The 24,396-nt window shown below is 36.2% G+C and carries 26 protein-coding genes; 8 read left to right on the plus strand and 18 right to left on the minus strand.

Annotated elements, in window-relative coordinates; all coding sequences use genetic code 11:
• Window positions 1–4 precede the first annotated feature (4 nt).
• Genes ACN5L8_RS07360 through ACN5L8_RS07370 form a run of 3 tightly spaced genes read left to right on the plus strand, consistent with a single transcriptional unit; the run spans window position 5 to window position 2,406 of the window.
• Window positions 5–973: an NAD(P)-binding domain-containing protein gene (locus ACN5L8_RS07360; protein ID WP_419172730.1), complete on the plus strand. Its 969-nt coding sequence runs from the start codon at window positions 5–7 to the stop codon at window positions 971–973.
• A complete protein-coding gene (gene panB, locus ACN5L8_RS07365) occupies window positions 945–1,751 on the plus strand; it encodes a 3-methyl-2-oxobutanoate hydroxymethyltransferase (protein WP_334678813.1) in 807 nt (268 codons plus the stop codon). Before ACN5L8_RS07360 ends, panB begins: the two co-directional genes overlap by 29 nt.
• On the plus strand, window positions 1,732–2,406 hold the full coding sequence (locus tag ACN5L8_RS07370; protein ID WP_419172731.1) for a type III pantothenate kinase: 675 nt from the start codon (window positions 1,732–1,734) through the stop codon (window positions 2,404–2,406). Before panB ends, ACN5L8_RS07370 begins: the two co-directional genes overlap by 20 nt.
• Here ACN5L8_RS07370 and ACN5L8_RS07375 read toward each other — a convergent pair.
• Complete coding sequence (locus tag ACN5L8_RS07375; protein WP_133296935.1) at window positions 2,338–2,562, minus strand: hypothetical protein; 225 nt, start codon at window positions 2,560–2,562, stop codon at window positions 2,338–2,340. The genes ACN5L8_RS07370 and ACN5L8_RS07375 overlap by 69 nt on opposite strands.
• 99 nt (window positions 2,563–2,661) lie before the next feature.
• On the opposite strand from ACN5L8_RS07375, the gene coaBC reads away from it, so the two are divergent.
• From coaBC to ACN5L8_RS07395, 4 genes are read left to right on the plus strand one after another with little or no spacing between them, the layout of a single operon-like run.
• Entirely contained in the window at window positions 2,662–3,888 is a 1,227-nt protein-coding gene (gene coaBC / locus ACN5L8_RS07380; RefSeq protein ID WP_419172732.1) for a bifunctional phosphopantothenoylcysteine decarboxylase/phosphopantothenate--cysteine ligase CoaBC, read from the plus strand.
• A complete protein-coding gene (panC, locus tag ACN5L8_RS07385) occupies window positions 3,885–4,754 on the plus strand; it encodes a pantoate--beta-alanine ligase (protein WP_419172733.1) in 870 nt (289 codons plus the stop codon). Before coaBC ends, panC begins: the two co-directional genes overlap by 4 nt.
• Complete coding sequence (hflX, locus tag ACN5L8_RS07390; RefSeq protein WP_419172734.1) at window positions 4,747–6,066, plus strand: GTPase HflX; 1,320 nt, start codon at window positions 4,747–4,749, stop codon at window positions 6,064–6,066. Before panC ends, hflX begins: the two co-directional genes overlap by 8 nt.
• A gap of 30 nt (window positions 6,067–6,096) precedes the next feature.
• Window positions 6,097–6,450 carry a hypothetical protein gene (locus ACN5L8_RS07395; RefSeq protein WP_115361875.1) on the plus strand — a complete coding sequence of 118 codons (354 nt, stop codon included), beginning with the start codon at window positions 6,097–6,099 and terminating at the stop codon, window positions 6,448–6,450.
• Window positions 6,451–6,453: 3 nt separating this feature from the next.
• Here the strand turns inward: ACN5L8_RS07395 and ACN5L8_RS07400 are convergent, their stop codons facing one another.
• Together ACN5L8_RS07400 and ACN5L8_RS07405 are read right to left on the minus strand one after the other, a co-directional pair.
• Window positions 6,454–6,726: a peptidylprolyl isomerase gene (locus tag ACN5L8_RS07400; RefSeq protein WP_334678807.1), complete on the minus strand. Its 273-nt coding sequence runs from the start codon at window positions 6,724–6,726 to the stop codon at window positions 6,454–6,456.
• A gap of 99 nt (window positions 6,727–6,825) precedes the next feature.
• Entirely contained in the window at window positions 6,826–7,173 is a 348-nt protein-coding gene (locus ACN5L8_RS07405; RefSeq protein WP_419168854.1) for a hypothetical protein, read from the minus strand.
• Window positions 7,174–7,223: 50 nt separating this feature from the next.
• On the opposite strand from ACN5L8_RS07405, the gene ACN5L8_RS07410 reads away from it, so the two are divergent.
• Window positions 7,224–7,511, plus strand: a complete 288-nt coding sequence (locus tag ACN5L8_RS07410) for a hypothetical protein (RefSeq protein ID WP_115361881.1) — start codon at window positions 7,224–7,226, stop codon at window positions 7,509–7,511.
• Between the two features lie 3 nt (window positions 7,512–7,514).
• Here ACN5L8_RS07410 and ACN5L8_RS07415 read toward each other — a convergent pair whose 3' ends face one another.
• The 15 genes from ACN5L8_RS07415 to prfB all read right to left on the minus strand — a co-directional run bounded on the left by ACN5L8_RS07415 (window position 7,515) and on the right by prfB (window position 24,395).
• Entirely contained in the window at window positions 7,515–8,318 is an 804-nt protein-coding gene (locus ACN5L8_RS07415) for a type II secretion system protein (RefSeq protein WP_419172735.1), read from the minus strand.
• Between the two features lie 460 nt (window positions 8,319–8,778).
• On the minus strand, window positions 8,779–10,512 hold the full coding sequence (locus tag ACN5L8_RS07420; protein ID WP_419172736.1) for a 30S ribosomal protein S1: 1,734 nt from the start codon (window positions 10,510–10,512) through the stop codon (window positions 8,779–8,781).
• Window positions 10,513–10,675: 163 nt separating this feature from the next.
• Window positions 10,676–11,824, minus strand: coding sequence for a glycosyltransferase (locus tag ACN5L8_RS07425; RefSeq protein WP_133296937.1), 1,149 nt, complete (start codon window positions 11,822–11,824; stop codon window positions 10,676–10,678).
• Window positions 11,824–12,909 carry a DUF3108 domain-containing protein gene (locus tag ACN5L8_RS07430; RefSeq protein ID WP_419172737.1) on the minus strand — a complete coding sequence of 362 codons (1,086 nt, stop codon included), beginning with the start codon at window positions 12,907–12,909 and terminating at the stop codon, window positions 11,824–11,826. Before ACN5L8_RS07430 ends, ACN5L8_RS07425 begins: the two co-directional genes overlap by 1 nt.
• Window positions 12,902–13,993, minus strand: coding sequence for a tetraacyldisaccharide 4'-kinase (gene lpxK / locus ACN5L8_RS07435; RefSeq protein ID WP_334678805.1), 1,092 nt, complete (start codon window positions 13,991–13,993; stop codon window positions 12,902–12,904). The genes ACN5L8_RS07430 and lpxK overlap by 8 nt, the downstream gene beginning before the upstream one ends.
• 15 nt (window positions 13,994–14,008) lie before the next feature.
• Window positions 14,009–15,145 (minus strand): lipid-A-disaccharide synthase, encoded by a 1,137-nt coding sequence (gene lpxB / locus ACN5L8_RS07440; RefSeq protein WP_419172738.1) that lies wholly within the window; start codon window positions 15,143–15,145, stop codon window positions 14,009–14,011.
• Entirely contained in the window at window positions 15,142–16,089 is a 948-nt protein-coding gene (locus ACN5L8_RS07445; RefSeq protein ID WP_419172739.1) for a Gfo/Idh/MocA family protein, read from the minus strand. Before ACN5L8_RS07445 ends, lpxB begins: the two co-directional genes overlap by 4 nt.
• 16 nt (window positions 16,090–16,105) lie before the next feature.
• Window positions 16,106–16,909 (minus strand): acyl-ACP--UDP-N-acetylglucosamine O-acyltransferase, encoded by an 804-nt coding sequence (gene lpxA, locus ACN5L8_RS07450; protein ID WP_233500256.1) that lies wholly within the window; start codon window positions 16,907–16,909, stop codon window positions 16,106–16,108.
• Between the two features lie 17 nt (window positions 16,910–16,926).
• A complete protein-coding gene (locus ACN5L8_RS07455) occupies window positions 16,927–17,403 on the minus strand; it encodes a 3-hydroxyacyl-ACP dehydratase FabZ family protein (RefSeq protein WP_115361898.1) in 477 nt (158 codons plus the stop codon).
• 8 nt (window positions 17,404–17,411) lie between these two features.
• The gene (gene lpxD / locus ACN5L8_RS07460) at window positions 17,412–18,434 is read right to left on the minus strand and encodes a UDP-3-O-(3-hydroxymyristoyl)glucosamine N-acyltransferase (RefSeq protein WP_419172740.1); all 1,023 of its coding nucleotides are present in this window, start codon (window positions 18,432–18,434) and stop codon (window positions 17,412–17,414) included.
• Between the two features lie 76 nt (window positions 18,435–18,510).
• Window positions 18,511–19,011 (minus strand): OmpH family outer membrane protein, encoded by a 501-nt coding sequence (locus tag ACN5L8_RS07465; protein ID WP_115361902.1) that lies wholly within the window; start codon window positions 19,009–19,011, stop codon window positions 18,511–18,513.
• A gap of 16 nt (window positions 19,012–19,027) precedes the next feature.
• Window positions 19,028–21,262 carry an outer membrane protein assembly factor BamA gene (gene bamA, locus ACN5L8_RS07470; RefSeq protein WP_419172741.1) on the minus strand — a complete coding sequence of 745 codons (2,235 nt, stop codon included), beginning with the start codon at window positions 21,260–21,262 and terminating at the stop codon, window positions 19,028–19,030.
• Between the two features lie 156 nt (window positions 21,263–21,418).
• The gene (locus ACN5L8_RS07475; protein ID WP_419168857.1) at window positions 21,419–22,075 is read right to left on the minus strand and encodes an ABC transporter ATP-binding protein; all 657 of its coding nucleotides are present in this window, start codon (window positions 22,073–22,075) and stop codon (window positions 21,419–21,421) included.
• Entirely contained in the window at window positions 22,076–23,269 is a 1,194-nt protein-coding gene (locus ACN5L8_RS07480) for an ABC transporter permease (protein WP_419172742.1), read from the minus strand.
• Between the two features lie 12 nt (window positions 23,270–23,281).
• Window positions 23,282–24,395 (minus strand): peptide chain release factor 2 gene (gene prfB / locus ACN5L8_RS07485; RefSeq protein ID WP_240406497.1). Its coding sequence is split into 2 segments (ribosomal slippage): window positions 23,282–24,322 and window positions 24,324–24,395, totalling 1,113 coding nucleotides; the frame shifts between segments, so codons are not numbered across the junction.
• Window position 24,396: the final 1 nt, after the last annotated feature.

Raw genomic sequence — 24,396 nt, forward strand, 5'->3', positions numbered from 1 at the left:
AATCATGATGACAGATAGTGATAATCAAGAAATTCTAATTATTGGATTTGGCTCTCAAGCAAAATCTTGGGCAATGAACCTAAGAGACTCAAAGCGAAATATTCATATTGGCCTTCGATCAAATAGCTCTTCTATAGAGCTGGCCAACGAATTAGGCTTTAAGGTTCTTGATATTGAAAATCTTGCACTACCTCAATACGAATTTATCATTATCCTTACACCTGATGATACCCATAAAGAGATTTTAACTTCACTTAAATTTTCTAATAAGAAAAGTAAGCAAAAATTTATTTATGCCCATGGTTACAGTGTTATATACGATGAGCTAAGGAAGCTACTTCCCCATCACGAACATATGCTCTTAGCACCGAAGGCCATCGCAAGTGAATTAAGATTTGGTTATGAAACAAAAGCTCCTTTAACTGCTGTTATCAATAGCGATGCTGAGTCTAAAGATGCCCTTAGAAGCTTGGCCAAAGATTTGGGTATTACTATTGGTCCAATTGAGAGCAGTTTTAGAGAAGAAACAATTTGTGATTTATTTTCAGAGCAGTCTCTTCTTTGCTCAGTCATTCCACAGGCCGCACGCCTTTCTTTTGAAACTCTTGTAAATAAGGGTCACTCGCCGGAGATTGCGTATATCGAATGTTGGCATGAGGTAAAACTCATTGCTGATGCTATGATTAAACACGGGCCAAGTGCTCTTCTTAAATTAATTTCACCTAATGCTTTCTTGGGTGGAGAGAAAGCTAAGTCACTGATATTTGATGAAGGGTATCAGCAGAAACTCCATAAAATCTACAATGAAATCGATAATGGCCAATTTGCCCATGAAATTCTTCATAGTGATTTCCAAATGCAGCTGAAACAAGCTATAAGTGAGTGGGATAATCTTGAAATTTCCAAAGTTTATCAACGCTTTGGAAAAAAATTGGTTCATGTGAATGAAAAAGTTAACAACGAGAAAAATTAGAAGCTTCAAAGCCGAAAAGACTAAAACTTCACTGCAAGTTCTCACTTGCTATGACTTCCAAACAGCGCAAATGTTAAATGAGACTCAATTAGATATGATTCTCGTTGGCGACAGCCTTGGAAATGTCGTTTTAGGATACGATACAACTGTTGAAGTGAGCTTAGAAGAAATGGCAATCTTTGGAGCGGCCGTTAAAAGAGGTGCTCCTAATAAATTCGTCATTGTCGATATGCCTTTTGGTTCTTATTCTACTTTTAATAAGGCCATTGAAAATGCGACCAAGATTTATCAACAAACAAAAGCTGAAGCCTTAAAGCTTGAAGGCGCTTTCCCTCATCAACTTGAGATAATCAACCGCTTAACTCAAAGTGGAATTCCTGTAATGGGACATATCGGTTTAACTCCTCAAAGTGTTCATCAACAAGGTGGATACTATACTCATGGTAAGACTGATGCCGATAAAGAAAGACTTTTAAAAGAGGCAAAAGACTTAGAAGCTGCCGGATGTTTTTCCCTAGTACTTGAGTGTGTAACAGAAGAGATTGCAAATCTTATTACAAAAGAGATTTCAATTCCAACAATTGGCATTGGTGCAGGCAACGGTACAGATGGACAGGTTCTCGTAATCAACGACCTTTTAAAGATGGGTCCAGGAAAGTACCCTAATTTCTGTAAGCCAATTGCAAATTTTTACGACTTAAAGCTAGAGCTTGTTTCAAAGTATATTCAGGATAAGAAAATTCCTCAAGGAATTGATAATGCCGACTTACACCATTGATAGTGGCAACACATTTATTAAAGTAGCGAAGTTTGAAAATAATATTCTTTCAAAGATCACTCGCTATACGCCAGAAGACTTTAATCCAACATTTCAAAAAGATGAAAAAATCATTTTTTCAAATGTATCCAAAAATATTATCCACAAATTACCATCGTATGCCATAGCTGCAGCTGAGCTAATAGAAGACTTCAAGTCTACTTATGATCAATCAACATTTGGTGTGGATCGAAAAATCATTTCACATTATCTTCAAAAGAAGTTTCCAAATGAAAATATTCTCATTATCGATGCGGGTAGTTTTATTACTTTTGACTATATAGAGAGTGGAATCCATCGAGGCGGGCCCATCTACCTTGGACTTGGGAATTACCTCAAAGCTTATCCGGCATTTTCACAAAATCTTCCTCTAGTTGATAATGTAAAAGCAGGAGAATGTGCAAATACGAAAGAGGCCATTAGCACAGCATTCACTCAATATCTTTCAATGATTAAAAATGAAATTCAGAAATTTCAGACTGATCAAGTTATCGTAACCGGTGGTGACGCTAGAAACTTTCAAGACTGTGCAGATGAACAAGGCGATCTAATGCACCATGCTCTCTTTGAACTTAGCAGGGATTTCGATAGCTCGGTACTTCTTCCCATTACTTAGTCGAATCCAGTAACCTTCTTGCACTTCACCATCAATAACAATATTAATTGGCTTCATTGATACAATGTGATCATAGTTTATATAAATTGGCTCACAAGTATCTCCCAATGCTTGAACATCGCGTTGTGAAATAATCGAAAACTTACCAAATTTCATATACTTACCTTTGTTACATCGTTTCAAATTCAATGGCCTAAACCCTTTAAAACATATATAAGGGAGTCTCAGGGTATTAACAACCATAAAGTTAACTATATGAAAATATTAGTAGGTGTATGTGGTTCAGTTTCCGCTTACAAGTCAATTGAGTTTGTCAGAGGACTTGTTAAGGCCGGCCACCAAGTAAAAGTCATTTTAACAAATGGAGCAAAGAAATTTGTTTGCCCAAACCTATACTCATACCTTGGCGCCCAAGAATTTTACGAAGCGAGTGCTGACTTTAGCGGCAGTATTGAGTCAAAGAGTGTACTTCATATAGAATTAGCAAAGTGGGCCGACAAGCTCCATATCTACCCGGCCAGTGCCAATACGATAGCCAAGCTTGCCATGGGTCAGGCCAATGACCTACTTAGTAGTGTCTTCCTCGCAGGATGGGATAAGTTTCAAACAATTATTTACCCGGCCATGAACACTTCGATGTGGACCAATCCAATTACCCAAGAAAATATTGATTTAATAAATCGTCTTGATAAGCATGATCATATCTATATATATCCACCACAGAGTGGAACACTCGCCTGCGGTGATACTGGTAGTGGAAAAATTCCCGATGTAGAAGAAGTGCTAACAAATTACGATGCCATAAACCTTGGTATCACTGATAACTCTCCTCATGTTGTCATTACAGCAGGTGCAACAGTTGCTCCAATTGATCCTGTTCGTTTTGTCACGAATCCTTCATCAGGAAAGACAGGACTTGAGATAGCAAAACAATCCCTTCGCCTTGGCAATCGCACCACAGTTCTTTTAGGAGAAAATTCATGCGATGGCTTTAAGCACCTAGCAAAACTTCCAGGAGTTAAAATCATTAAGGTTCGTACAACGGATGAGATGTATGAAGCAGTGAAATCTCTTGAGAATCGTTTTGATACATATATTTCAACTGCCGCTATTAGTGATCTTAAATTTAAAACCGCTGGTGACAAGTTAAAGAAAGACACTCTCTCAAATTCACTTGAATTTGAAAAAGCACAGGATATTCTAAGCTATGTAGTTTCAAATCAAAGTCCTTCTCAATGTATTGTTGGATTTGCAGCTGAGACACAAATGACTAAAGAAGTCTTGGAAAGCAAATATAATCGTAAACCAACAAAGCTATTAATAGGTACTCATGTAAATAGTGGACTTTGTGATAAGGCACGCCAAGGATTTGGCAATGATAGTGCAACATATACGATTCTTGAAAATGGAAAAGTTGCTTTTGAAGGAGAACTTTCAAAGCTTCAATTGGCCAAAGAAATATTTGAGAGGATTAAATTGTGAAAGTTATCACAAAACGTAATGAACTTATTAACACAATGAAGGAAGTTTCCCACCAAAGTCTTGGACTTGTTCCAACAATGGGTAATCTTCATGCTGGACACATGAGCTTACTTGAAAGTGCTCTTAATGACTGTCAGCAAGTTGTTCTAACAATTTTTGTTAACCCAAAACAATTTAGTGCAAATGAAGACCTCTCAACATACCCAAGAACTCCTCAGGAAGATCTCGATAAGATAAAAGAAACTGCGGGCAATCGTGCTAACGATATTATCGTTTTCATGCCAGAGGGTAATGCGGAAGTTTATCCTCCAGGATTCAATACAACGATTAGTGTTTCTGGAATAACTGAAAAGCTTTGTGGAAAGAGTCGTCCAACTCATTTTGCAGGAGTGACAACTGTAGTCTACCAACTATTTACTCTAATAAATCCTGCTCGTGCTTATTTTGGACAAAAAGATTACCAACAAGTATGTGTTATTCGTAAGATGGCACAGGACTTAAATTTAAATATCGATATTAAAACCGTACCAATTATAAGAGAAGAATCGGGACTTGCCCTCTCTTCTCGAAATGGTTACTTATCAAACGAAGAAAAAGAAATCGCTCTAAATCTACCTATAAAATTAGAAGTTATTGAATCTCTTTTAAAGTTCAATACTTGGGTAGACGCTGGAGCACAATTAAATGAAATACTAGAATCAACACTAAGTGATAAGGCCTGGGACTATCTAGATATTCTAGATAGCAAGACTCTTGAAGATGTTGATCAAAATACAAAAGAAGTCGTTATCGCTGGAGCTTATTTTGTTGGAGATCGTCCAACGAGAATCATCGATAACCGACTAGTGGAAATTACATATGCTTGATAATGAATTTTATATCTCACGTGAGGCAAAGGCCTCCCTTGTCTCTTTAATTTGTCCTAAGTTTAAAGAACATGCGACAGAAAAAGATACTCTTCGAAGTTTAGAAGAGCTTCGAGAGCTAATGCGCACTTTAAATATTGAAACAGGTGAACAGTATATTCAAAATAAGAAGACTGTTGATGCTGGAACGATTTTAGGAACAGGAAAGCTTGAAGAAATTGCAGCAGCGGCAAAGGCCGAAGGCTCATCTCTACTCGTTTTTGACTGTGAGTTAACTTCTTCGCAAATTAGAAATATCAAGAAGCTGACAGGGCTATCTGTCGTTGATCGTTGCCACATTATTCTTGAGATCTTCTCAGAGCACGCAAGAACAAAAGAAGCACGTATTCAAATTGAAATTGCTCGTCTTCAATATATTCTTCCACGACTGGCCGGATTCTGGTCACACCTTGGCCGTCAAAAAGGTGGTATTGGTGTCCGCGGTGGTGAGGGTGAGCAACAAATTGAGCTTGACCGTCGTATTATTCGCGAAAGAATTGAGTTCTATAAACGCGAACTTAAAGAAGTTGAAAAGTCTCGTATTGAACAAAAGAAGCGCAGGTCAAAAAAAGCAATTACGACAGCACTCGTTGGATACACCAATGCAGGTAAGTCTTCTTTAATGAATCGCCTATGTCGTGTTGATGTACTTGAAGAAGACAAGCTCTTTGCAACACTTGACTCAACTTTTAGGATGTTAAATCCAGATACAAAACCGCCAATGATCCTTATCGATACGGTTGGTTTCTTATCAAACCTACCAAATACTCTAATTGATGGTTTTAAAACAACTCTTGAATCTGCTCTTGAAGCTGATCTTCTTATGATTGTTTGTGATATTAGTGACCCAAATTACGAAAAACATCTTGAAGTTACTAACAATGTTCTTAAAGAACTAGGGCTTGAAGACAAAGAACGTATCATTATCTTTAATAAGAAAGATAAATTAAATGATAAAATAGCTGAAAATATTATTAAGAGAAAGCATCCAACTAGCTTCGTAATTTCAAGTTTTGATAAAGCTGACATTGATAATTTACGTCAATATGTCGTGGATTACTTCTTAGAAAAACAAAATAATTACGACCTATTTATTCCTTATGATGCTGGAGCTGCCCATTCAATCGTTGTTTCAAAAACTAACGTAATTAAGACAACTAATCATGAAAAAGGGATCTATTATCAAGTTAAAGTACCTGACTTTATTTATAATCCATTAGGTTTACAAAAATTTGAGCTTGGGCCACACGACCCTCTTCTTAAAGAAATCTAAATTTAATCTTAAATAATCCGACAAGCGAGTATGAAGAAAATTATACTCGCATTAATATTTAGCTTTATAGCATCGACAGCTTCTGCTGGAATAACAACAATCGACGTAGAATCATATCATCGAACTGATATGGACTTTATGTTCTTAATCAAGAATAAGAAATACGATAAAATTGTTCTTGATTGCCAAGGCTTTATTAATGGCCTCAATATGTATAGTACAAGAGGGCATGATATCTTCACTCTTCCAGGCTATGGACATTGTATAGCAATCCATAACGAGATAATCAAAAATATCAAAGCCAAGAAGAGCTCATGCCTTGCTATTAATGATTCAGAAGGTAAAGTACTAGTTCTTGATAGCAAGTGCCCTGCTCAACCTTAAGAGCTAGGCCAATCGCTTAATTAGGTGGTAGCCAAATTGCGTTCTAACGATTGGTGACATTTCACCAACCTCAAGAGCAAATGCAGCTTTTTCAAATGGTGCCACCATCATTCCCTTTCCAAACTCACCAAGGTCTCCACCTTGTTGCCCAGAAGGACAATTCGAATAATCTTTTGCAAGCTCTTCGAAGCTCTTCCCCTCTTGCATCTTTTTTAATAAGTCTTTTGCTTCAAATTCTTGATCCACCAATATGTGGGCACAACGAATCTTGCTCATGTTATTTCCTTTGAATAGATTTTTTAAGAATGAAATCGCCAATAGTATGTTCCTATTATTACAAGTAAGATAACGGCCAGTCCCAGCCACATGTAAAACTCATCCTTCTCCATTGAAGTCTCCACAAATACGATCGAGATTAGACATGAGATTTGCAATATCAAGAGGTGCTTGAATGACACGCTTTGCGCCTTCTTCTCCCTTAGTTACGAGCTCTACAACTGGAATTTTTTCACAAAACTCAGCTTCAATCCTCTTAATTGTTTCAGCTGAAATTGTTGAAATATCGACGAGAATGACTTCAGGCACAATATCTCGGATGAAATGGAAAGCATCATCTTCATTTGAAAGCGTAAAAAACTCTCCTCCAACCTCTTTACCTAAAGCCTCTATAGCAGTGATCATCATTTGGTTGTCGGATAGAAAGAATAGTTTTTTAATTTTCACGTTTAGGTCCTGATATGTTACATTAAAACAATAATCGAAATGGAGATCTTATGTCGAGTCGCATTAAAATTATTGATAACTTATCTAATTCTACCCTATATGAGTTTTCAATGGAAGACGCAGACCGTGCATATGAGAAGTCAGAGGAACTTGAGGAAATGGGGCTTGATATAAAGCTTATTATCCCTTCAGTTTCAGAAACACTCATTAAATCTCTAGGTGCAAATGCTGATAAAATTGAAAAACTCAAAGAAATGATGGATGAAGAAATTGCATCCCATATCGAAGAAGAAGGTAGTTGCTCAATTTGTCTTCCCGATGGAAAAATTCATCAATAAGAGCTAAAACTCTTCGTTCATCAAGGCTTCCATCTTCTTATTTGATTCTTGAAGTACCTTTAAAGACTCCATTGCCTTTTGAAGTTCAGGACTATCTTGAACGGCCTTCTTGATATCTTCCTGTGAAATTTGCTGTCCCGTTTTCTGACTTGCTTCTTGTATAGACCTTTGAAAGACCTTGTCCATATCATCCTTTGAACTTAAACTCTCACTACTGCTATCATCCTGAGATTTATTAGTGGCTTCCGTGTTAGAAATTACAGAAGGACCAAGTGGGAGATAAAGCCCTCCTAAAACACCACAATCTGAGATCTTATCCTCATTATCAACATACATATCAATCTCAAAACTCTTATTTAGTTTTTTCGCTCCATAGGAAGCGTTATTTATTCGTGTAAGTTCAACGTTTAAGACGGCCTCACCGCGGTGAAGTTCGCGGTCTTCAATCTTATTAACAAATAGATCACTTATATACATCGATGAAAGAATATAGTTAGTACCGGCCACTTTTTCTTCAAGAGAATACTTTGCTTCTCCATCGGGTCTTAAAATCTTTTCTACTATTAATCGATTCTCTAAGCGGCCAAGCTTCTCAAGAGTTCTTTTACAAGTTCCAGGCTTCCCCATATAGGCCTTCATCCCCTGAAAGTAGTTATTTAACTCGGTCTTATTGATATTTGTCTTTGTCGATTTAATCTGATTTTGCTGATATTTCATAAATGCTAAAGCTAAGAAACCCAAAAGTCCCGCAGCAATAACTATTTCCATTAAGGTAAAACCATTCTCATTTTTCGTAAATTTAAGCATGGGTACATTTTAGTGGATAAATGGATTTTATGGTAGTAGGTATTTCATGTAGTTTCGGGAACTTGTACAAAAAAGGCCACCTTTCGGTGGCCCTATATATCTTTTTATTTAAGATATTCTTTTTTTGCACATCCTGCGGCAAAAGTGCCCCAACGGGCAGTTTTGAAGCAGAGATGGATGTGATTCAAGAATCAAAGAGCGAAGCTCGCGTGATTCGGTTGTTTACCACAAATAAAAAAGGCCACCTTTCGGTGGCCTTATATATCTTTTTTATGAAGATATTCTTTTTGCTAACTTTAGCGTAGCTAAAGTGTCGCTTTCTGCTCGCCAACTTTCCCATTGCTCCTTAGTCGAACCGTCGTGCATAAATGCACTCCTCTCGGTCAGTTGCTTGCTCCTTTTGAGGGGAGCTAGCACCGCAAACAATAGACTGGCCTTAGCCAGTCAATTTTGCGGTTGCTTACTCCTCATTTCCTAGGTTGAAACCCTTAAGAACGTCACCAAGAGTTGCAGACTTAACTACATCTTGTTGCATTCCTTGAGTATCAGAGTTTAGAGCAGACTTGATAGAAAGAGCGATTTTCTTCGCATCTTTATCAAGAGAGATAACCATAGCCTTAACTACGTCACCTTTCTTAACTACGTCTTCTGGCTTCTCAACTCTATCTTCAGATAGTTCAGAGATGTGAACTAGACCTTCAATACCAGTTTCAAGTTCAACGAAAGCACCAAAATCAGTTACTCTAACGATTTGAGCTTCAACGATTGTACCAACTGGAAGTCTTGTTTCAATCTTCTTCCAAGGATCTTCTTTAAGTTGTTTAACACCTAGACAGAATTTTTGGTTTTCTTTATCAACTGAAACTACAGCAGCTTCAATCTCGTCACCAACATTGTATTCTTCGTTTAGGTTGATATTCTTCTTAGTCCAAGAGAAATCAGATACGTGAATTAGTGCATCTACTTCTTCTCCAAGGTCAACGAAGATTCCAAATTCAACAATTGATTTGATTTTTCCGTTAACTTTTGAACCAACAGGGAATTTAGCTTCTAGAGCATCCCATGGGTTTTCTTGAAGTTGCTTGATACCAAGAGAGATTCTCTTGTTTTCTACATCTACTTCTAGAACCTGAGCTTCAACAATTTCACCTACAGTAAAGTGCTTAGTTGGGTTCTTGATAGAGTTTGTCCATGACATTTCAGAAACGTGGATTAGACCTTCGATTCCGTCATCAAGTTCAATGAAGATACCGTAATCTTTAACAGATACGATTTCACCTTTAACTTTTGTACCAGCAACGTACTTATCTTGAGCTGCTTCCCAAGGGTTTTCTTGAACTTGCTTAAGACCAAGAGAAACTCTTTCTTTATCTTTATCAAACTTAAGGATTTTAACTTCGATTTCATCACCTAGAGTAAGGATATTTGATGGGTGCTTAACACGTCCCCATGACATATCAGTGATGTGTAGAAGACCGTCAATTCCACCTAGATCGATGAATGCACCGTAATCAGTGATGTTTTTAACGATACCCTTAACAACCATTCCTTCTTCAATTTGAGAAAGAACTTCACCACGTAGTTTACCTCTTTCTTCTTGAAGAATAGCTCTTCTAGAAAGAACGATGTTTCCACGTTTCTTGTTGAATTTAATAACTTTGAATTCCATCTTTTTACCGATGTACTTATCAAGGTTTCTTGTAGGTCTAACATCAATTTGTGAACCTGGTAAGAATGCCTTAACACCGATATCAACAGAAAGACCACCCTTAACTTTTGCAACAACAGTACCAGTAACTGGAGTACCATCTTCACAAGCTTCAGAAATTTTATCCCAAGCTTTAAGGATTTGAGCTTTGTCCATTGAAAGAACAAGGTTTCCTAGGTGTGACTCTAGCTTATCTAAATAAACTTCAATTTCGTCACCCATAGATACTTTTAGAGAACCATCGTAGTTAGTGAATTCTCTTTTTGGAACTAGTCCTTCTTGCTTGTAACCAATGTCAACAAGAACATAGTCTGGTGAAATGTTAACAACTTTACCTTTGAAAACTTCACCTTCTGTGAAAGTTGGAGTTTCTGTCGAATCTAATAGTTTCGAAAACTCTGTCTCTTCCTTTGTCTCGATGTCTTCACCAAGAACAACTTCGTAATCTTGCATCCAAGATTGTTTTAGATTGTTTAAATCTGTCATAATTTACCTCACGGCAGACAACTGAAAGTGTCCAATCAGCGTCTTAATTTTGATATCTAAAGGCAAAGCCTTTAGCGCAAATCTCTTCTACTGAAGACAATTTACATTTTTTGATTTTGCGCATCTTATGATTTTTGGGACTCTACGTCAACAATAAAACCTATTAATTATAGAATCTTATACGTTTATTAAGGTGCTTTTCGTAGAGTTTGAATAAATTGTATTTATAGCCATCAATACCGTGCTCATTCCATAATTCATCACGAGAATTAAAACACGCCTGCTTATACTCTTTATTCTTTAAGACGATCTCTTTTACCTTGGATCTAAGCTCTCTTGCATCTCCTTGTCGATAAGTTTCAAGGGAGCCATGATAAATTCGATGAAGTTCCTGAGTTGTGGCATTGCGCGGCACAACAGTGGGAATTCCTTTTAAGATGGCCAAGAGTGCATAATCTTCAATTGGTGACTTTGAAGTATATGATATCCAAATATCAGAGCGTACATTGTAAATATCATCGGCCTCATGAAACTCGACATAATTCTCAAGCTTATATTCTGCAATTTTTTCCTGAAGCGGCTTATAAAGAATATTTCTTTTCCATTTACGATTAGAGAAAATATGTAATTTAAAGCGCTTTGGCATTGTGCTGTCGAGATTTAAGGCCCATAAACTTTCAAGACAGACAGTTAAGTCATTTAATTCAACTTCATGATCATTAACCCAGCAAGATAGGTGCGTTAGGCTTTCCTCATCGAAAGTATACTTCTGATCAAAGTTAATTTTATCGACACCAAGACCTGAAGAATAAATCTTTCTTACGGGAACATCCATATGAGCATTGATCGACTCTATCATCTCTCTAAAAGGAATGAAGATCAGATCAATTCTTTTAATTAATGGACGATACCAGAACTGCTTGTAAAACTTCTTCATTTCAAAATTAATTGTAAAGAATAAGGCAGTAAGGTTTCTCTTTCTTAAATAAGAGGCTAAAGGCCAAAGAAAGTTTAATTGATAGCAGTGAACAATATTAATATCGTATCTTTTGATGATACCTCTAAGTTTATTTAACTTATACCAATTCCAGACACGAAGCTTTGTTGTCCCTGTATGAAAGATACAATCAATCCCCGCCTTCTTACATTCACGATGTAGAAACGAGTCTTTTAAACAGTATAGAAAAATATTATGCCCAATTTCTTTTAGCAGTAAGCAATCTCTAATGAGCATTCTCTCTCTAGAGCCAGAGTTATACGTAGGTGATACGTAGAGAATATTTTGTTGTTTTCTAAAGATATTAATCATCATTATTTCTTATATTCACCTTTCTTATGACTAATAAGCTCACCTTTTACAGCACCTATTTTAATTTTAGCGGCAAATTTTAGAAGCATTCGACTCTCATCTGTTGAGAACCAAAAGTTAATATCTCCAGACTTTTTCAAAACACCAGGAAACTGAGTTTGAGCTGTTATTCGATAAGCCTGAAACTTCTTATTCATGACTTCGACTTCTTCTACATTATCCACTTCTGCTTTTAGGATCCAAACCTTCCCTCTTGTTACAATTGGGAATTCAAATTTTGAACCAATTTTCATTGGTAGCCCGCGCAGGAAATATAATGCCGAGAAAGAGTCAGTAAAATAACGTGGTAAGTATTCTTGAATCTTCTTATTCTTAGTCTTTCCATCTTTTAAGCGATGATAAAAGAAATAAGTCTTTAACTTATCATGATCAAATAATTGTAGATCATCAACAAGCTGACCAGACTCTCTTTGCTTCATTTCATACTTAAGAGGTGAAAAGCCACCTTTTTCAATATCAACATAAACATCGAGTGTATCTTTTAACTTATAAATACCTTCAAAGTATTCTGCAGATTCTAAAAGCCCATTAACATGGAGAACTTCTTTACCGCCCATTGTCGCCATTGGCATTGTTCTAATGGTTGCTGTACCTGCTTTAAAAATTGACCACCCAATTTCAAACTTAAATTCTTCACCAATTAAATACATTGGACGATAAGACTTCCAATACTCTTTAGATTTTTCATCAATCGCAATATATTGCTCAGGATAATCATCAAGAGTCTGAGGGTTTATGGTTTTTTCTTCTTTTTTCTCTATCTTCTTTTTGGTTACTTTTTCTTTAAGCTTCTTCTCTTTGGCCTTTTCTTTTTTAACGATTTCTTTTTCTTCTTTAGTTGGCTCTTGAGTTGCAGACTTCAATGATGGTTCAGCAACAGGATTTTCTGTTTTAAACTTTTCTAAGGTTTCACGGTCACCATTTTCAAAGATCTCAACGAGATCTTTTTCATCACTCTCACCTTGCATAAGTGCCCCAGCACAACTAACAAGTAATAGAAGAAGTATGATTGAAAGAAGTTTATTCAACTTGCCCCCTAGAGTCTCTAATAACAGAATCAATTCTTTGTTTTACTAATTCCTCACCCTTTAGAAATTCAATTCCAATTTGTAAGTAATGGATGCGCTCACTACTTGAACACCTCTTCATTTTAACAATATCTTTTTCTGTTGTAAGAATGATGGCATCCTTTTCTTCCGCTAAGGACACTAAGCTTTCTAACTCATTGACTTTATATAGGTGATGGTCAGGAAAATTAAAATCATCAACTATATTGGCGTTTAGCTGTTTAACTAGCTTTAAAAAAGACTGTGGTGAAGCTAACCCAGATACACAAATAACATTCTTTCCATTTAATTCATCAAGAGCAATATCTTCTTCGTGTAAGAGATTTCTAATCGCCCCAGGTGCATACTTAAACTGACCACTTGGTGTATCTTTCTTACAGTGAGTAAGGACAAACTTCTCCAATTCATCTAATTCGCTTCTATCAACCAAATCAGCTCGTCCAAATAAGACGACATCTGCTTCCTTAAGAGCACTTAGTCCCTCTCTAAGATATCCCCTAGGTGGACAATGATATTTTGAAATCGGCAAAAGAGAGTCAAATAGTACGATATTTAAATCACGCTCTATTTTTAAATGCTGAAACCCATCATCAAGTAGGACGATATCGGCCTTTTCTTCTTCATAGTAGCGTCTTAGATTATCTCTACGATCAGCTCCAACAACAACACTAGCATTCTTTAAGTTTCGACTTAAAACTAGGGCCTCATCTCCAAAAACAAATGGGTTTTCAGATATTTTCTTTCCCGTTTTAATAATTCCGCTAGAGTTTTCAAGCTCGCCTTTATAACCTCTTGTTAGAACCATTGTCTTTTTTTCTAGTGAGTCATTTAGATAATTCCCTATCCATAAAGTGAATGGTGTTTTACCAGTTCCACCAAGAGATAGGTTTCCAATACTAATAATAGGCACTTCAAACTTTGAAGAATTAAAAACTCCCATCTTAAATGCGAAACGACGAAGACGATAGATCCATTCCCACAAGAAACTTACTGGAGTAAGAAGCAGGGATAGCATGTTGAAAACTTTTACATTTAACTGACTCATGAGTCTTTTTTCCTATTATCCTTCAGGGTAAGCTTGCTTAAGCTTATCAATCAAATACTGAGAGATCTCAATATCCTCTCCCTCAGTTAATTCTTTTACTTTCTTGAGTTCATTAATAACAAACTCATAACGTTCTTTATTTTCAAATAACTCTTTTGCCTTCCTCTCTAAATTATAATGGCCAAAAGCATCTCCTAATAACTCAGGATAGACATCATGTCCGAGAATAAGATTAGGAATTGAAACAAATCCCTTATATTTTACGATATTCTCAGCAATAAAAGTATTGAGTAAATTTAAATCATAAGAAATAACACTTGGTACACCATATAAGGCAAGTGAGAGATTTACCGTACCACTAGTTGCAAAAGAAAAATCGGCTTCTTTTAATGCTTCATCTAGTTGATCATCACGATAAATTTTATCAAACTCATCTTCAAAGCGAGAGAAGAGTTCATTATCAACAGAGCTTGCTTTAACAATAGTTAAGTTAAAATTATATTTTTCTTTAAGATTTCTTACGGCCTTTATGAACTCTGGAAGCATAAATTCAATTTCAAACCGACGACTACCAGGAAGAAGAAGTAAGTTAAATTCTTCATTCTTAAAGTCTACACATCTACGTGTAAAATCTTTAAGAAGCGGCTTTGTCTTTTTCAAAAGAGGATGCTCAATTGTAATGGCCTTACTTACACCACGATCCATAAACCACTTTTTTTCAAAGGGTAAGATGCAAAAAAGCGTATCAACAGATTGTTGGAGATACTTCGTTCTCCATTCTTTCCAAACCCATGCCTGAGGTGCAACATAATAGAGAACTTTTACGCCTAATTTCTCAAGTTTCATTGCTAACTTTAGATTAAAGGTTTGAAAATCAATCAGTATAGCAACCTTAGTCTCTCTCTTCTTTACTTCATCGATAAGATGACGATATGCCTTGTAGTAAAAAGGAACCTTTCGTATTGCTTCAGTGACTCCCCAAGTTGAGAAGTCCTTTAATTCATATAGTAGTTCAACGCCAGACTCTTTCATCTGACTACCGCCTACTCCATAGAAATGGATATCCGAAGCCCCTTCTTTAAGGGACGGAAGAAATGTCATTGCATGTTCTTCACCAGATTTCTCACCAGCAATAATTAGACAGCTTTTCAAACTAAGTTAACCTCTTTGTTTTCATTCAATGAAGTATTTACGGCAGCAATTAATTCCATTGCAGCAATCCCATCATCAATTGTTACAAATTCTTCAGTATTATTTGTAATTGAATTATAGAATTTTTCTTGCTCAATATAGAGATGATCTCTCTTCTCATAGTCAAACTCGTGAATTTCTTGTTCACTATCAGATTTAATATCTTTTGAATAAGAAACTTTATTATTTAGAAGATCGACTCTTAAGATTCCATTAGCTGAATTTAGCTGAACACTTCGTTCTGTCTTTACATCATTTCGAGAGTTCTCAATTGTTACAACAGAATGACCGTAATTTAATAGTGCTTTAACATGATCAAATTTATCAGTGAGAACCTTCATTCCATAAGCTCTAATTGACTTAGGCTTACCAAATAACATCAGAGCAAGATCGAGATCATGAATCATCAAGTCCTCAACAACTCCAACATCTGCGGCCCTTCCTTTAAAAGGAGAATTTCTTACAATAGTTGCGACGCTATTATTTTTAACGATCTCACCAAACTCTTCTAATCTCTCCCAAACCTGGTGACATCTTTCACTATGTCCAACTTGTAACTTAACACCCGCTTTAGAAGCTAGTTCTTTTAATTCCTTAGCTTCTTCAACTGTTACCGTTACAGGTTTTTCACAAAAAACATGTTTTCCATTTTCAAGGAGGCTTTTAGCTATTTCATAGTGATAACTTGTAGGTGTTGCAATAACAGCAGCATCAATCTCTTTCATCACTTCTTTGATATCTGAAACAATTTTGGTTTCTGGATATTTTTCCTGTGCTTTTTTCTGATTCGGCTCATAAGGCTCTACAATAGCAATCAGTTCACATCCATCTAATTGATGGGCCTTCTGAGCATGCCACTGTCCGAGGTGACCAAATCCAATTGAAGCAACTTTTACTTTTGTCATAATTAAAACCTAGTTCTTAAGTTAAAAATGGTGCAATTCCCATTTTCGTCGAAATAATATGTTCTTTAATTTGTGCAATAATTTCATTATTCGCATATGGCTTCATAAGCTCTTCTGTTTCAACAAATGTACGAGGAGAATACGTAGAAGCTTCCATATCACGGAAGAAATCAACGATTTCTGAAATAGCATTTCTTTCCACTCCAGCACGACGAAGACCAATAATATTGATTCCACGAAGCTTTGCGCGATTTCCATAAGCAGTACAATAAAGAGGAATATCTTTATCAATTGCAGAAGCACCACCGATATATGCTCCCTCTGCAACTTTAACAAATTGTGAAATATTTGTTCCACCACCAATAATAACTTTATTACCGACTTTTACGTGACCTGCTAGGTTTGTCGAATTGGCCATGATTACTCGATCCCCAACAACTACATCGTGACCCAGGTGAACTTTTGCCATAAGAAGACAATTACTACCTAGAGATGTTTTTTGGCGATCCTTCATCGTTCCACGGTGAATTGAGACATATTCTCTCATTACATTATTATCACCAATTTCAACTTCTGTTGGATCTTCTTTATAAGTTAAGTCTTGTGGTTCTTCACCAATAGAACAAAATTGATAAAACTTATTATTGTCACCAATTTTAGTATGACCATTTATAATAACGTGATTTCTAATTTCACAGTTTTTTCCAATCTTTACATTTGGACCAATAATGCAATATGCACCTATTGTTGTCCCCTCTCCAATTTCTGCACCTTCAGAAATAAGTGCAGTCGGATGGAATCTTTCATTCATATCACTCATAATGAGCTCCTTGCTTGTTATTCTTTAACTTTAAAAGTTGCTAAGACCTGACACTGGCTCATTAATTCTCCATTGTGAAAAATCTTACAATCATTTTGTAAAAACCCTGTTCGCATTTTTGTACAAACAGTCTCAATTTCTAATCTCATCCCTGGATAGACAGGCTTTCTAAACTTTGCACCCTCAATTGATAATAGCGCAACTTCGAAGTCACCTTCTTCTAAATTTTTATAATAAAGTTTTAACTGGAATGAAGTGAACTGGGCCATCATTTCAACTTGAACAACTCCTGGAAGAATAGGATTCCCAGGGAAATGACCAGCAAAAATTGGATGGTCTTCTCTCGTTGTATAATTTCCTTTAACAACAGCACCAACTAGATCTTTGATATCATTGACCTCACCAGTCGCTTCAACACTTGTAATTTCATCAACAAATAAAAACGGTTCCCTGTGAGGGAGAATTTTCATTACTTCTTCTTTGCTTAAATGCATAACCTTACCTACCTTTTAATATTCTTTCTAATAAAGGCAATTGATCTTAAAAATTCACGCATTGGCCTTGCAGGATAACCTCCAACAGTTTCCTGCGCGGCCACATTACCGATAACAGTTGATCCACCAGAGATCTGAGCGGCCATTCCTACCTCTAAGTTGTCAGCGACAGCAGACTTACCACCAAAGACAGCATAATCACCTATCTTTGTACTTCCACCGATTGCAACCTGTCCGCACAGAATTACACCTTTCCCAAGTTGAACATTATGACCAACTTGAACATGATTATCTATTTTAGTTCCACTTCCAATACGTGTCGGTGTAAATGTTCCTTGATCCACACAAGAATTCGCACCGATTTCCACATCGTCACCAATAACAACTCCACCGAAGTGCCAGATTTTATGATGAACGCCTTGATGGAAATTATAACCAAAGCCATCACTACCAATAGTAGTTCCTCCATGGATTCGACAATTCTTTCCAATGACAGTTTCGGGATAAATTGTCACATTTGAATAAAGAGTCGTTCCCTGAGAGATTTTAACATTTGGCATAATCACGCAACCAGGCATGATAAAACAATCGCTTTCAATTTCGACATTTTCGCCGATGAAAACACCTTCAGCAATTTTTACAGAAGGGTGAATCTTAGCACTTCCATCTTTTCTACCATCAAGCTCAAAAGCAATACTACCTCTTTGCTTTTCATAGAAAACCTTTGATGCTTTTGTAATTGAAATTGGTATATTACTAGAAGTTAACAGAGCAAGTGTATTATTTGAGAGAGACTCTCTATCTTCTTGATCTAATTCTTCATAAAGCTTTTCATCGATAATAATTACAATTTTATTTTCGACTTTGGCCTGTTGATATTTTTTAAAGAATTTTTTATTTCCTAAAAATAAGACCTCTTCATCATTAATTTCCTCAATTGAAGAAATACTATTCAAAGATAAATCTTTATTTCCTGCTAATAACTTTAAATCTGAATCATTTTTGATGAGGCTTTCAAGACTAACTTTCACTTTTTACCTCCTCCTTTAAAACGACAAAAGGGAATACATAAAGTATTCCCTTAAAAGAGTCTATATCAGTAAAAAATTACTTATGTTTCTTATCGTAAGCTGTAATAACATCATTTGTGATGTCAGTAACTTTCTTAATGTAAAGAATTGGAGTTGTTGATGTTTCATATGTCCAATCAAGACCTTTCTTTTTAGAAACTTCTTCAACAACAGCTTTAATTTTATTTAAGATAGGACCTTTTGCACTTTGTTCCATCTTAGCAAGCTCACCCTGATACTTTTGCATTTTTTGTTGAAAAGTGAAGAATTTCTTTTGAAGTTCCTGACCTTTCTTCTGCTTTGTTTTCTCATTCATAACAAGAGCTTGTTTCTCAAACTTCTCTTTCTCTTTTACTAGAGATTCTTCTTCTTTCTTAAGTTCAGCTTGCTTCTTATCGATTTCTTTTTGCAGCTTGTCCTTAATTTGCTTTGACTCTTTAACAGATAGTAGAACTTTTTGAACATCAACTCGCCCAATATTCATCGCACTTGCAGTTAAAGAAGAAAAAAGTAATCCAACCATTAATAAGTTTTTCATATCGTCTCCTTACGAATTAGAATAATTGCCCAATATCAAAATGGAATTTCGTCCCGCCGTTCATGTCCTCATCAGGGTTAATAGGAATACCCCACTCAAACCTTAGTACACCAATTGGTGAGAACCAACGGAAACCAAACCCATAATCCATATATATTTTATCAACATTGTTGAAATCAGCAGCAGTACCAGCATCAAAGAAAGTAACAAACTTAAGTCCCGCTTCTTTTGCTAGAGGATGCTCTAACTCAAGAGTTGTAAATGCTGTAAATGGAGCACCAATATTAAACTCTTCATCTTCACCATCTGAGTTCTTTGCCGTCTCCTTAGGTCCAATATCTTCAATATCGTACCCTCTTAAGTTTCTTGCACCACCAAGTGAGAATTTCTCATTTCGTGGAATTGGAACACCCTTGTCTTCAATTTTACCAGTATATAGACGACTTCTAAAGACTAACTCTTTCCAAACAGGATAGAAGTAACGAATATCAATTTCATTCTTCCACCACTTCTTGTCACCACCTATACCTGCGTACTCTGTTGCCACATTCCAGTAGTAACCATCAGTTGGCTCAAAACGGTTATTTCGCTTGTCTTTAACAACAGCAACTCTTGCAGAAGAAGTAACACCCGCTTCATTTTCATCAACCGTTTGGTCTTTGATATCTGTAAGTTCAGTTTCTTCAAGTTTATAAGTGGTATAAAGTCTTGTGTATTCAAAAATTGGGTAACCAACTCGAGCTGCAAAACCATGTTTCTTATAATCATATGAGTCAAGTTGTGTATCGACTGTTCTAAAAATCTCTCCACCTAAAGTCCACTTAGAGTCCATAAAGTAAGGTTCAGTAAATGACAGAGAGAAGTTCTGTGTTTCTTTTGCAAGATTGGTAGAGAATGAAAGCTGTTGCCCTAGTCCTCTAAAGTTATTTTGAGAAACAGAGGCTTGGAAGAATCCACCTGTTGCAGTTGAATAACCGGCTCCAACTGAAATCTGTCCAGTACTTTTCTCTTTAACACTAATTTCAACATCGAGAACATCATCCTGTCCCGGAGCTGAAACAGTATTGAAAACAACACTTCCTGGTTCAAAGAAACCTAAACGATTAACATTCTCTTTAGATTCTCTAAGGCCTGTACCAGAATATTTGCCACCCTCATGAATCTTTAATTCACGACGAACAACTTTATCACGAGTTTTTGAGTTACCAGTAATTGAGATACGACCAAACTTAGCAAGCTTTCCTTTCTCAAAAGAGTATTGAATATCAACTCGATTCTCACCTGGAACTAATTGAATATTTCTAATAACGTTGGCAAAAGCATAACCAAGATCTTGATAAGATTCTGTTAGACGTTGAATATCTTTTCTAAGTAATTCCTCAGAATAAACTTCTCCGGCCTTAAGCTGAGTTTTTTCAAGAAGCTCTTCTTCTGTAAAAAGAAGCTCACCTTGGAAGTAAATATCACGTACTTCAAACTTTGGTCCCTCTTTAATTTTTACAGTAATAAAGACCCATTTCTTATCTTCTGAAACTGTAACTTCCGGAACGGCTACATTAACTTGTAAGTAACCCTTCGTTGAATAGAAGTATTTAAGACGCTCAATATCTGTTTTAAAATTTAGCTCTTTAAAGTTTCCAGAACCCGATAGGAACGAGAAGATACTCTCCTCTCTTGTTTCCATTATTGACTTAAGCTCTTCTTCAGCAAACGCTGTAAGACCTAGGAAGGTAATCTTTTTAACACGAACTTTATCGTACTCACTGATGTGATAAATTAGATGAACATTCTCATTATTAACTCTTCTAATTTCATATGAAACATTTGCAAGGTAGAAGCCCTTTTCTTCGTAAGTCTTTTCCATCTTACGAACATCGGCCTGTATTGAGTTAACATCAAGGATTGAGTATTCTCTGGTTTTTAGACCTTCACTCAAATCATCTTTATCAACTTCATCATTTCCTTTAAAAATGATCTTTGCCACAATTGGCTTTTCGACAACTTTGAAAATTAGCTTCTGCCCCTCTTGGTGAGCTTCAACTGATTCAAAATATTTTAAGTTATAAATAGTCTCGATATCGTTAAAGAGAATCTCATTTGTCAGAGTAAGACCTTTACGCGCGCGAAGCTTATCAAGAACAGCTTCTTTCTCTACTTTCTTTAGACCTTGAATTTGAACATCTGAAATTTTAAACAGACGTTTAGTAGGACCTATTTCATTTGCAATAACATTGAAGGTTATTGAAAACACAATAATATATATAAAACTCTTCCAAGAGTTAATCATTCAGTCTCCGTGATTTTGTCTTGTGTGCATGCTGACAAAAAATACTTGAGTAAAAAAATATCAACAATCTTACAAAGTTACAAAAAGAAAAACGAACACAGTGCGACACAAAATTGTGTTTTAATGCAATATTCCATCCACCATCGTGTGAGTTCTCTCAAATTTAGCGGCCATTTCTTCATCGTGAGTAACAACAAGAAGTGTTGTTCCCAATTCTTTTGAAAGATTAAAAATTAGATCCGCTACGATTTTAGAGTTTTTCGAATCGAGATTACCTGTAGGCTCATCACATAGTAACATCTTAGGCTTAAGTGATAGAGCACGTATCAGGTTAATACGCTGTTGCTGGCCACCAGAGATCTCAAATGGGTATCTTTTAAGACACTCCTGGACTCCCAGGGCCTTTGCTAAAGACTCAATATACTTCTTCGTCTTCGACACACTGTGCCCACCTAGTCTTGCTGGCAATAAAATATTTTCCAAACAAGTTAGTGATGAAAGAAGAAAATGAAATTGGAAAACAAATCCTATTTTCGAATTACGATATTTCGCAAGCCCCGCGTCATTTAATTTGCCAATATTGAGGTTATCGACAGTAATTTCTCCTGCAGTAATATTCTCAAGGCCACCAATCAAATAAAGCAGTGTTGATTTACCACAACCAGATGAACCTTTGATGACACATCTTTCTCCCTCACTAAGTGAAAGATCCACACCTTTTAAGATATGTGAGTTTCCAAAGTCTTTTTGAACATTCTTTACATTTAAAACAGCCATTTATGAAAACTCCTCTCTCAGGCCTTGGGCCATTGATTTAGAATCTAATCTCTTTAGAACGAGATAAGTTAAAAATAATATAAGAGCTAATGAGATGGCCCCAACAGCGAAAATATCTTTGAAAGCCAGATACAACTCAATACGGCTTAAGTGATAAACATTTGTCGGTAATGAGAAAATATCTAAAGTCCCTAAAAGATAATCAAAGATTTCAACACAAATTAAAGAACCTAAAAATGCCAAAAGCCAGATGCCAACATTTTGAACAACCCAAAGAGTCTTAAACTTACTTGGAGACAATCCAATCGCATATAATAAGAATATTTCTTGAGATCTTCTTTCCTTAGAAAAGATGATAAAGGCCAGGCAATTAAATATTGCCAAGATGACAACAATTGAAAAGACAATTGAGATCATATACTTTTCAAATTCAACCGCTTTTAAAAACGTTGCAAAGTCACTCCAATAAGGGGCCACTGTAAATTCATAATAGAAAACACTTCTCATATCTGAGACGACTTCATTTATCTTATTAATTGTGCGGTATTCGGGTTCGAGCCTGAGGCTCATGATATTAATCTTTTTCCCAACTCCAAGAAGCTTTTGAATATGATCTAAATTCACGTAAACAAAACGATTGCGATATTCATGAATTTTAAACGGAATAATATCAACAACTCTTAAAACAGCATTTGTGGGAAGATACCTCTCTCCTAGTTTCCCAGCAGAAAAACTAAACTTGAGAGTATCTCCCTTTTTGACCCCCAAATTCTCGGCCAACAGATCCCCGATAATAACTTCATTTTCTTTTGGCATGAATAGGCCATTATCAAGTTTTTCCACACCTTCATCAACACCGACAACAAAGACAGCTTTTCCTTTTTCGTCTTTATTTGCAAAAGATTGTGTGCGAAGCATTGGTATTTTAGTTTGAATTGGAAAGTTATTCAGGTCTTTTACTTCATTTTCATTTAACTCAAAAAAACCACTATTTGCAGTAAGAATGATTTCTCCACTACCTGCATTTAAAGACTTCTTAAGAGTCACCCCAAAGCCATCCATTAGAGCAAGGCTACATAAAATAACGGCCAACGAAAACATTAAGCCAAGTATAGTAGCAGAAATAAAGTAACGTGAAGAACGATCACGAAAAAAGAGTAATTGGAAATCTTTTAAAAGATAAAAAAAGTTCAATGCTATATTTCCTTATCCTTCTTTCTTACCATCAACAGACCATCTTAAGAATGCATCCATGAATCCATCAATATCCCCATCAAGTACTTTTTCAGCTTGAGAAGATTCGAAATTTGTTCGGTGGTCTTTAACCATTTTATATGGATGAAGAACATAAGAGCGAATCTGAGCTCCCCAACCAATTTCTTTCTTATTGGCCTCTTCTTCAGCGGCCGCAGCTCTTTGCTTTTCAAGCTCAAGTTCATAGAGACGAGACTTTAAAACTTTCATTGCTTGAATCTTATTTTGAAGTTGTGAACGCTCGTTCTGACATGTTACCACGAGTCCTGTTGGATGGTGTGTAATTCGAACCGCAGAATCTGTCGTATTTACAGACTGTCCACCGGCACCACCTGAGCGATACACGTCAATACGAATATCTTTATCGGCCACTTCAATTTCGATATCATCATCAACTTCTGGTGAAACAAAAATTGAAGCAAAAGAAGTATGCCTACGATTTGCTGAATCAAACGGAGAAATACGAACAAGGCGATGTACTCCTGTTTCAGACTTTAAATTTCCGTAAGCGTAATTTCCTTCAATCAGCATAGTTGCAGATTTAATCCCAGCACTATCTCCATCTTGTACATCTAAGACCTGAACCTTAAATTTCTTTTGTTCGGCCCAACGATTGACCATACGAAATAACATACTTGCCCAATCACATGATTCAGTCCCACCTGCACCAGCATTAATACTTACAATTGCATTATTTGAATCGGCATCATCTGAAAGTAAGACTTTAAGTTCAGCTTTATTGAAAGCATCGACGAATTCATCAGCAATGCTTATTGCACCTTCTGCTGATTCCTCATCACCTTCTCCAGCATATTCGAGTAGAATATCGAATTCATCGTATAGATCTTTTAATTTTGTATATGTATTTGTGACATCCTCTAAGAGGTTTTTTTCTTTTTGAACTTTTGTTGCGTTAGTATTGTCATCCCAGAAGCCAGGCATTGCTTCCATCTCTTGAATCTCTTTGATACGTGCAGACTTTTGGTCTACATCAAAGTGACCTCCTAAGACTTTCTAATTTATCCTTATAATCCGCCATGAGTGATTTTTTCTCACTAAGGCCAATA

This window comes from Halobacteriovorax sp., assembly GCF_048381875.1.
GTDB classification, from domain to species: Bacteria; Bdellovibrionota; Bacteriovoracia; order Bacteriovoracales; family Bacteriovoracaceae; genus Halobacteriovorax_A; species Halobacteriovorax_A vibrionivorans.

Excerpts from the sequence above, each read along its gene's own strand:
- ACN5L8_RS07360 (WP_419172730.1), top strand. The coding sequence starts at position 5 with ATGATGACAGATAGTGATAATCAAGAAATTCTAATTATTGGATTTGGC.
- panB (WP_334678813.1), top strand. The coding sequence starts at position 945 with ATGAAAAAGTTAACAACGAGAAAAATTAGAAGCTTCAAAGCCGAAAAG.
- ACN5L8_RS07370 (WP_419172731.1), top strand. The coding sequence starts at position 1,732 with ATGCCGACTTACACCATTGATAGTGGCAACACATTTATTAAAGTAGCG.
- ACN5L8_RS07375 (WP_133296935.1), bottom strand. The coding sequence starts at position 2,562 with ATGAAATTTGGTAAGTTTTCGATTATTTCACAACGCGATGTTCAAGCA.
- coaBC (WP_419172732.1), top strand. The coding sequence starts at position 2,662 with ATGAAAATATTAGTAGGTGTATGTGGTTCAGTTTCCGCTTACAAGTCA.
- hflX (WP_419172734.1), top strand. The coding sequence starts at position 4,747 with ATGCTTGATAATGAATTTTATATCTCACGTGAGGCAAAGGCCTCCCTT.
- ACN5L8_RS07395 (WP_115361875.1), top strand. The coding sequence starts at position 6,097 with ATGAAGAAAATTATACTCGCATTAATATTTAGCTTTATAGCATCGACA.
- ACN5L8_RS07400 (WP_334678807.1), bottom strand. The coding sequence starts at position 6,726 with ATGAGCAAGATTCGTTGTGCCCACATATTGGTGGATCAAGAATTTGAA.
- ACN5L8_RS07410 (WP_115361881.1), top strand. The coding sequence starts at position 7,224 with ATGTCGAGTCGCATTAAAATTATTGATAACTTATCTAATTCTACCCTA.
- ACN5L8_RS07415 (WP_419172735.1), bottom strand. The coding sequence starts at position 8,318 with ATGCTTAAATTTACGAAAAATGAGAATGGTTTTACCTTAATGGAAATA.
- ACN5L8_RS07420 (WP_419172736.1), bottom strand. The coding sequence starts at position 10,512 with ATGACAGATTTAAACAATCTAAAACAATCTTGGATGCAAGATTACGAA.
- ACN5L8_RS07425 (WP_133296937.1), bottom strand. The coding sequence starts at position 11,824 with ATGATGATTAATATCTTTAGAAAACAACAAAATATTCTCTACGTATCA.
- lpxK (WP_334678805.1), bottom strand. The coding sequence starts at position 13,993 with ATGAGTCAGTTAAATGTAAAAGTTTTCAACATGCTATCCCTGCTTCTT.
- ACN5L8_RS07445 (WP_419172739.1), bottom strand. The coding sequence starts at position 16,089 with ATGACAAAAGTAAAAGTTGCTTCAATTGGATTTGGTCACCTCGGACAG.
- lpxA (WP_233500256.1), bottom strand. The coding sequence starts at position 16,909 with ATGAGTGATATGAATGAAAGATTCCATCCGACTGCACTTATTTCTGAA.
- ACN5L8_RS07455 (WP_115361898.1), bottom strand. The coding sequence starts at position 17,403 with ATGCATTTAAGCAAAGAAGAAGTAATGAAAATTCTCCCTCACAGGGAA.
- ACN5L8_RS07465 (WP_115361902.1), bottom strand. The coding sequence starts at position 19,011 with ATGAAAAACTTATTAATGGTTGGATTACTTTTTTCTTCTTTAACTGCA.
- ACN5L8_RS07475 (WP_419168857.1), bottom strand. The coding sequence starts at position 22,075 with ATGGCTGTTTTAAATGTAAAGAATGTTCAAAAAGACTTTGGAAACTCA.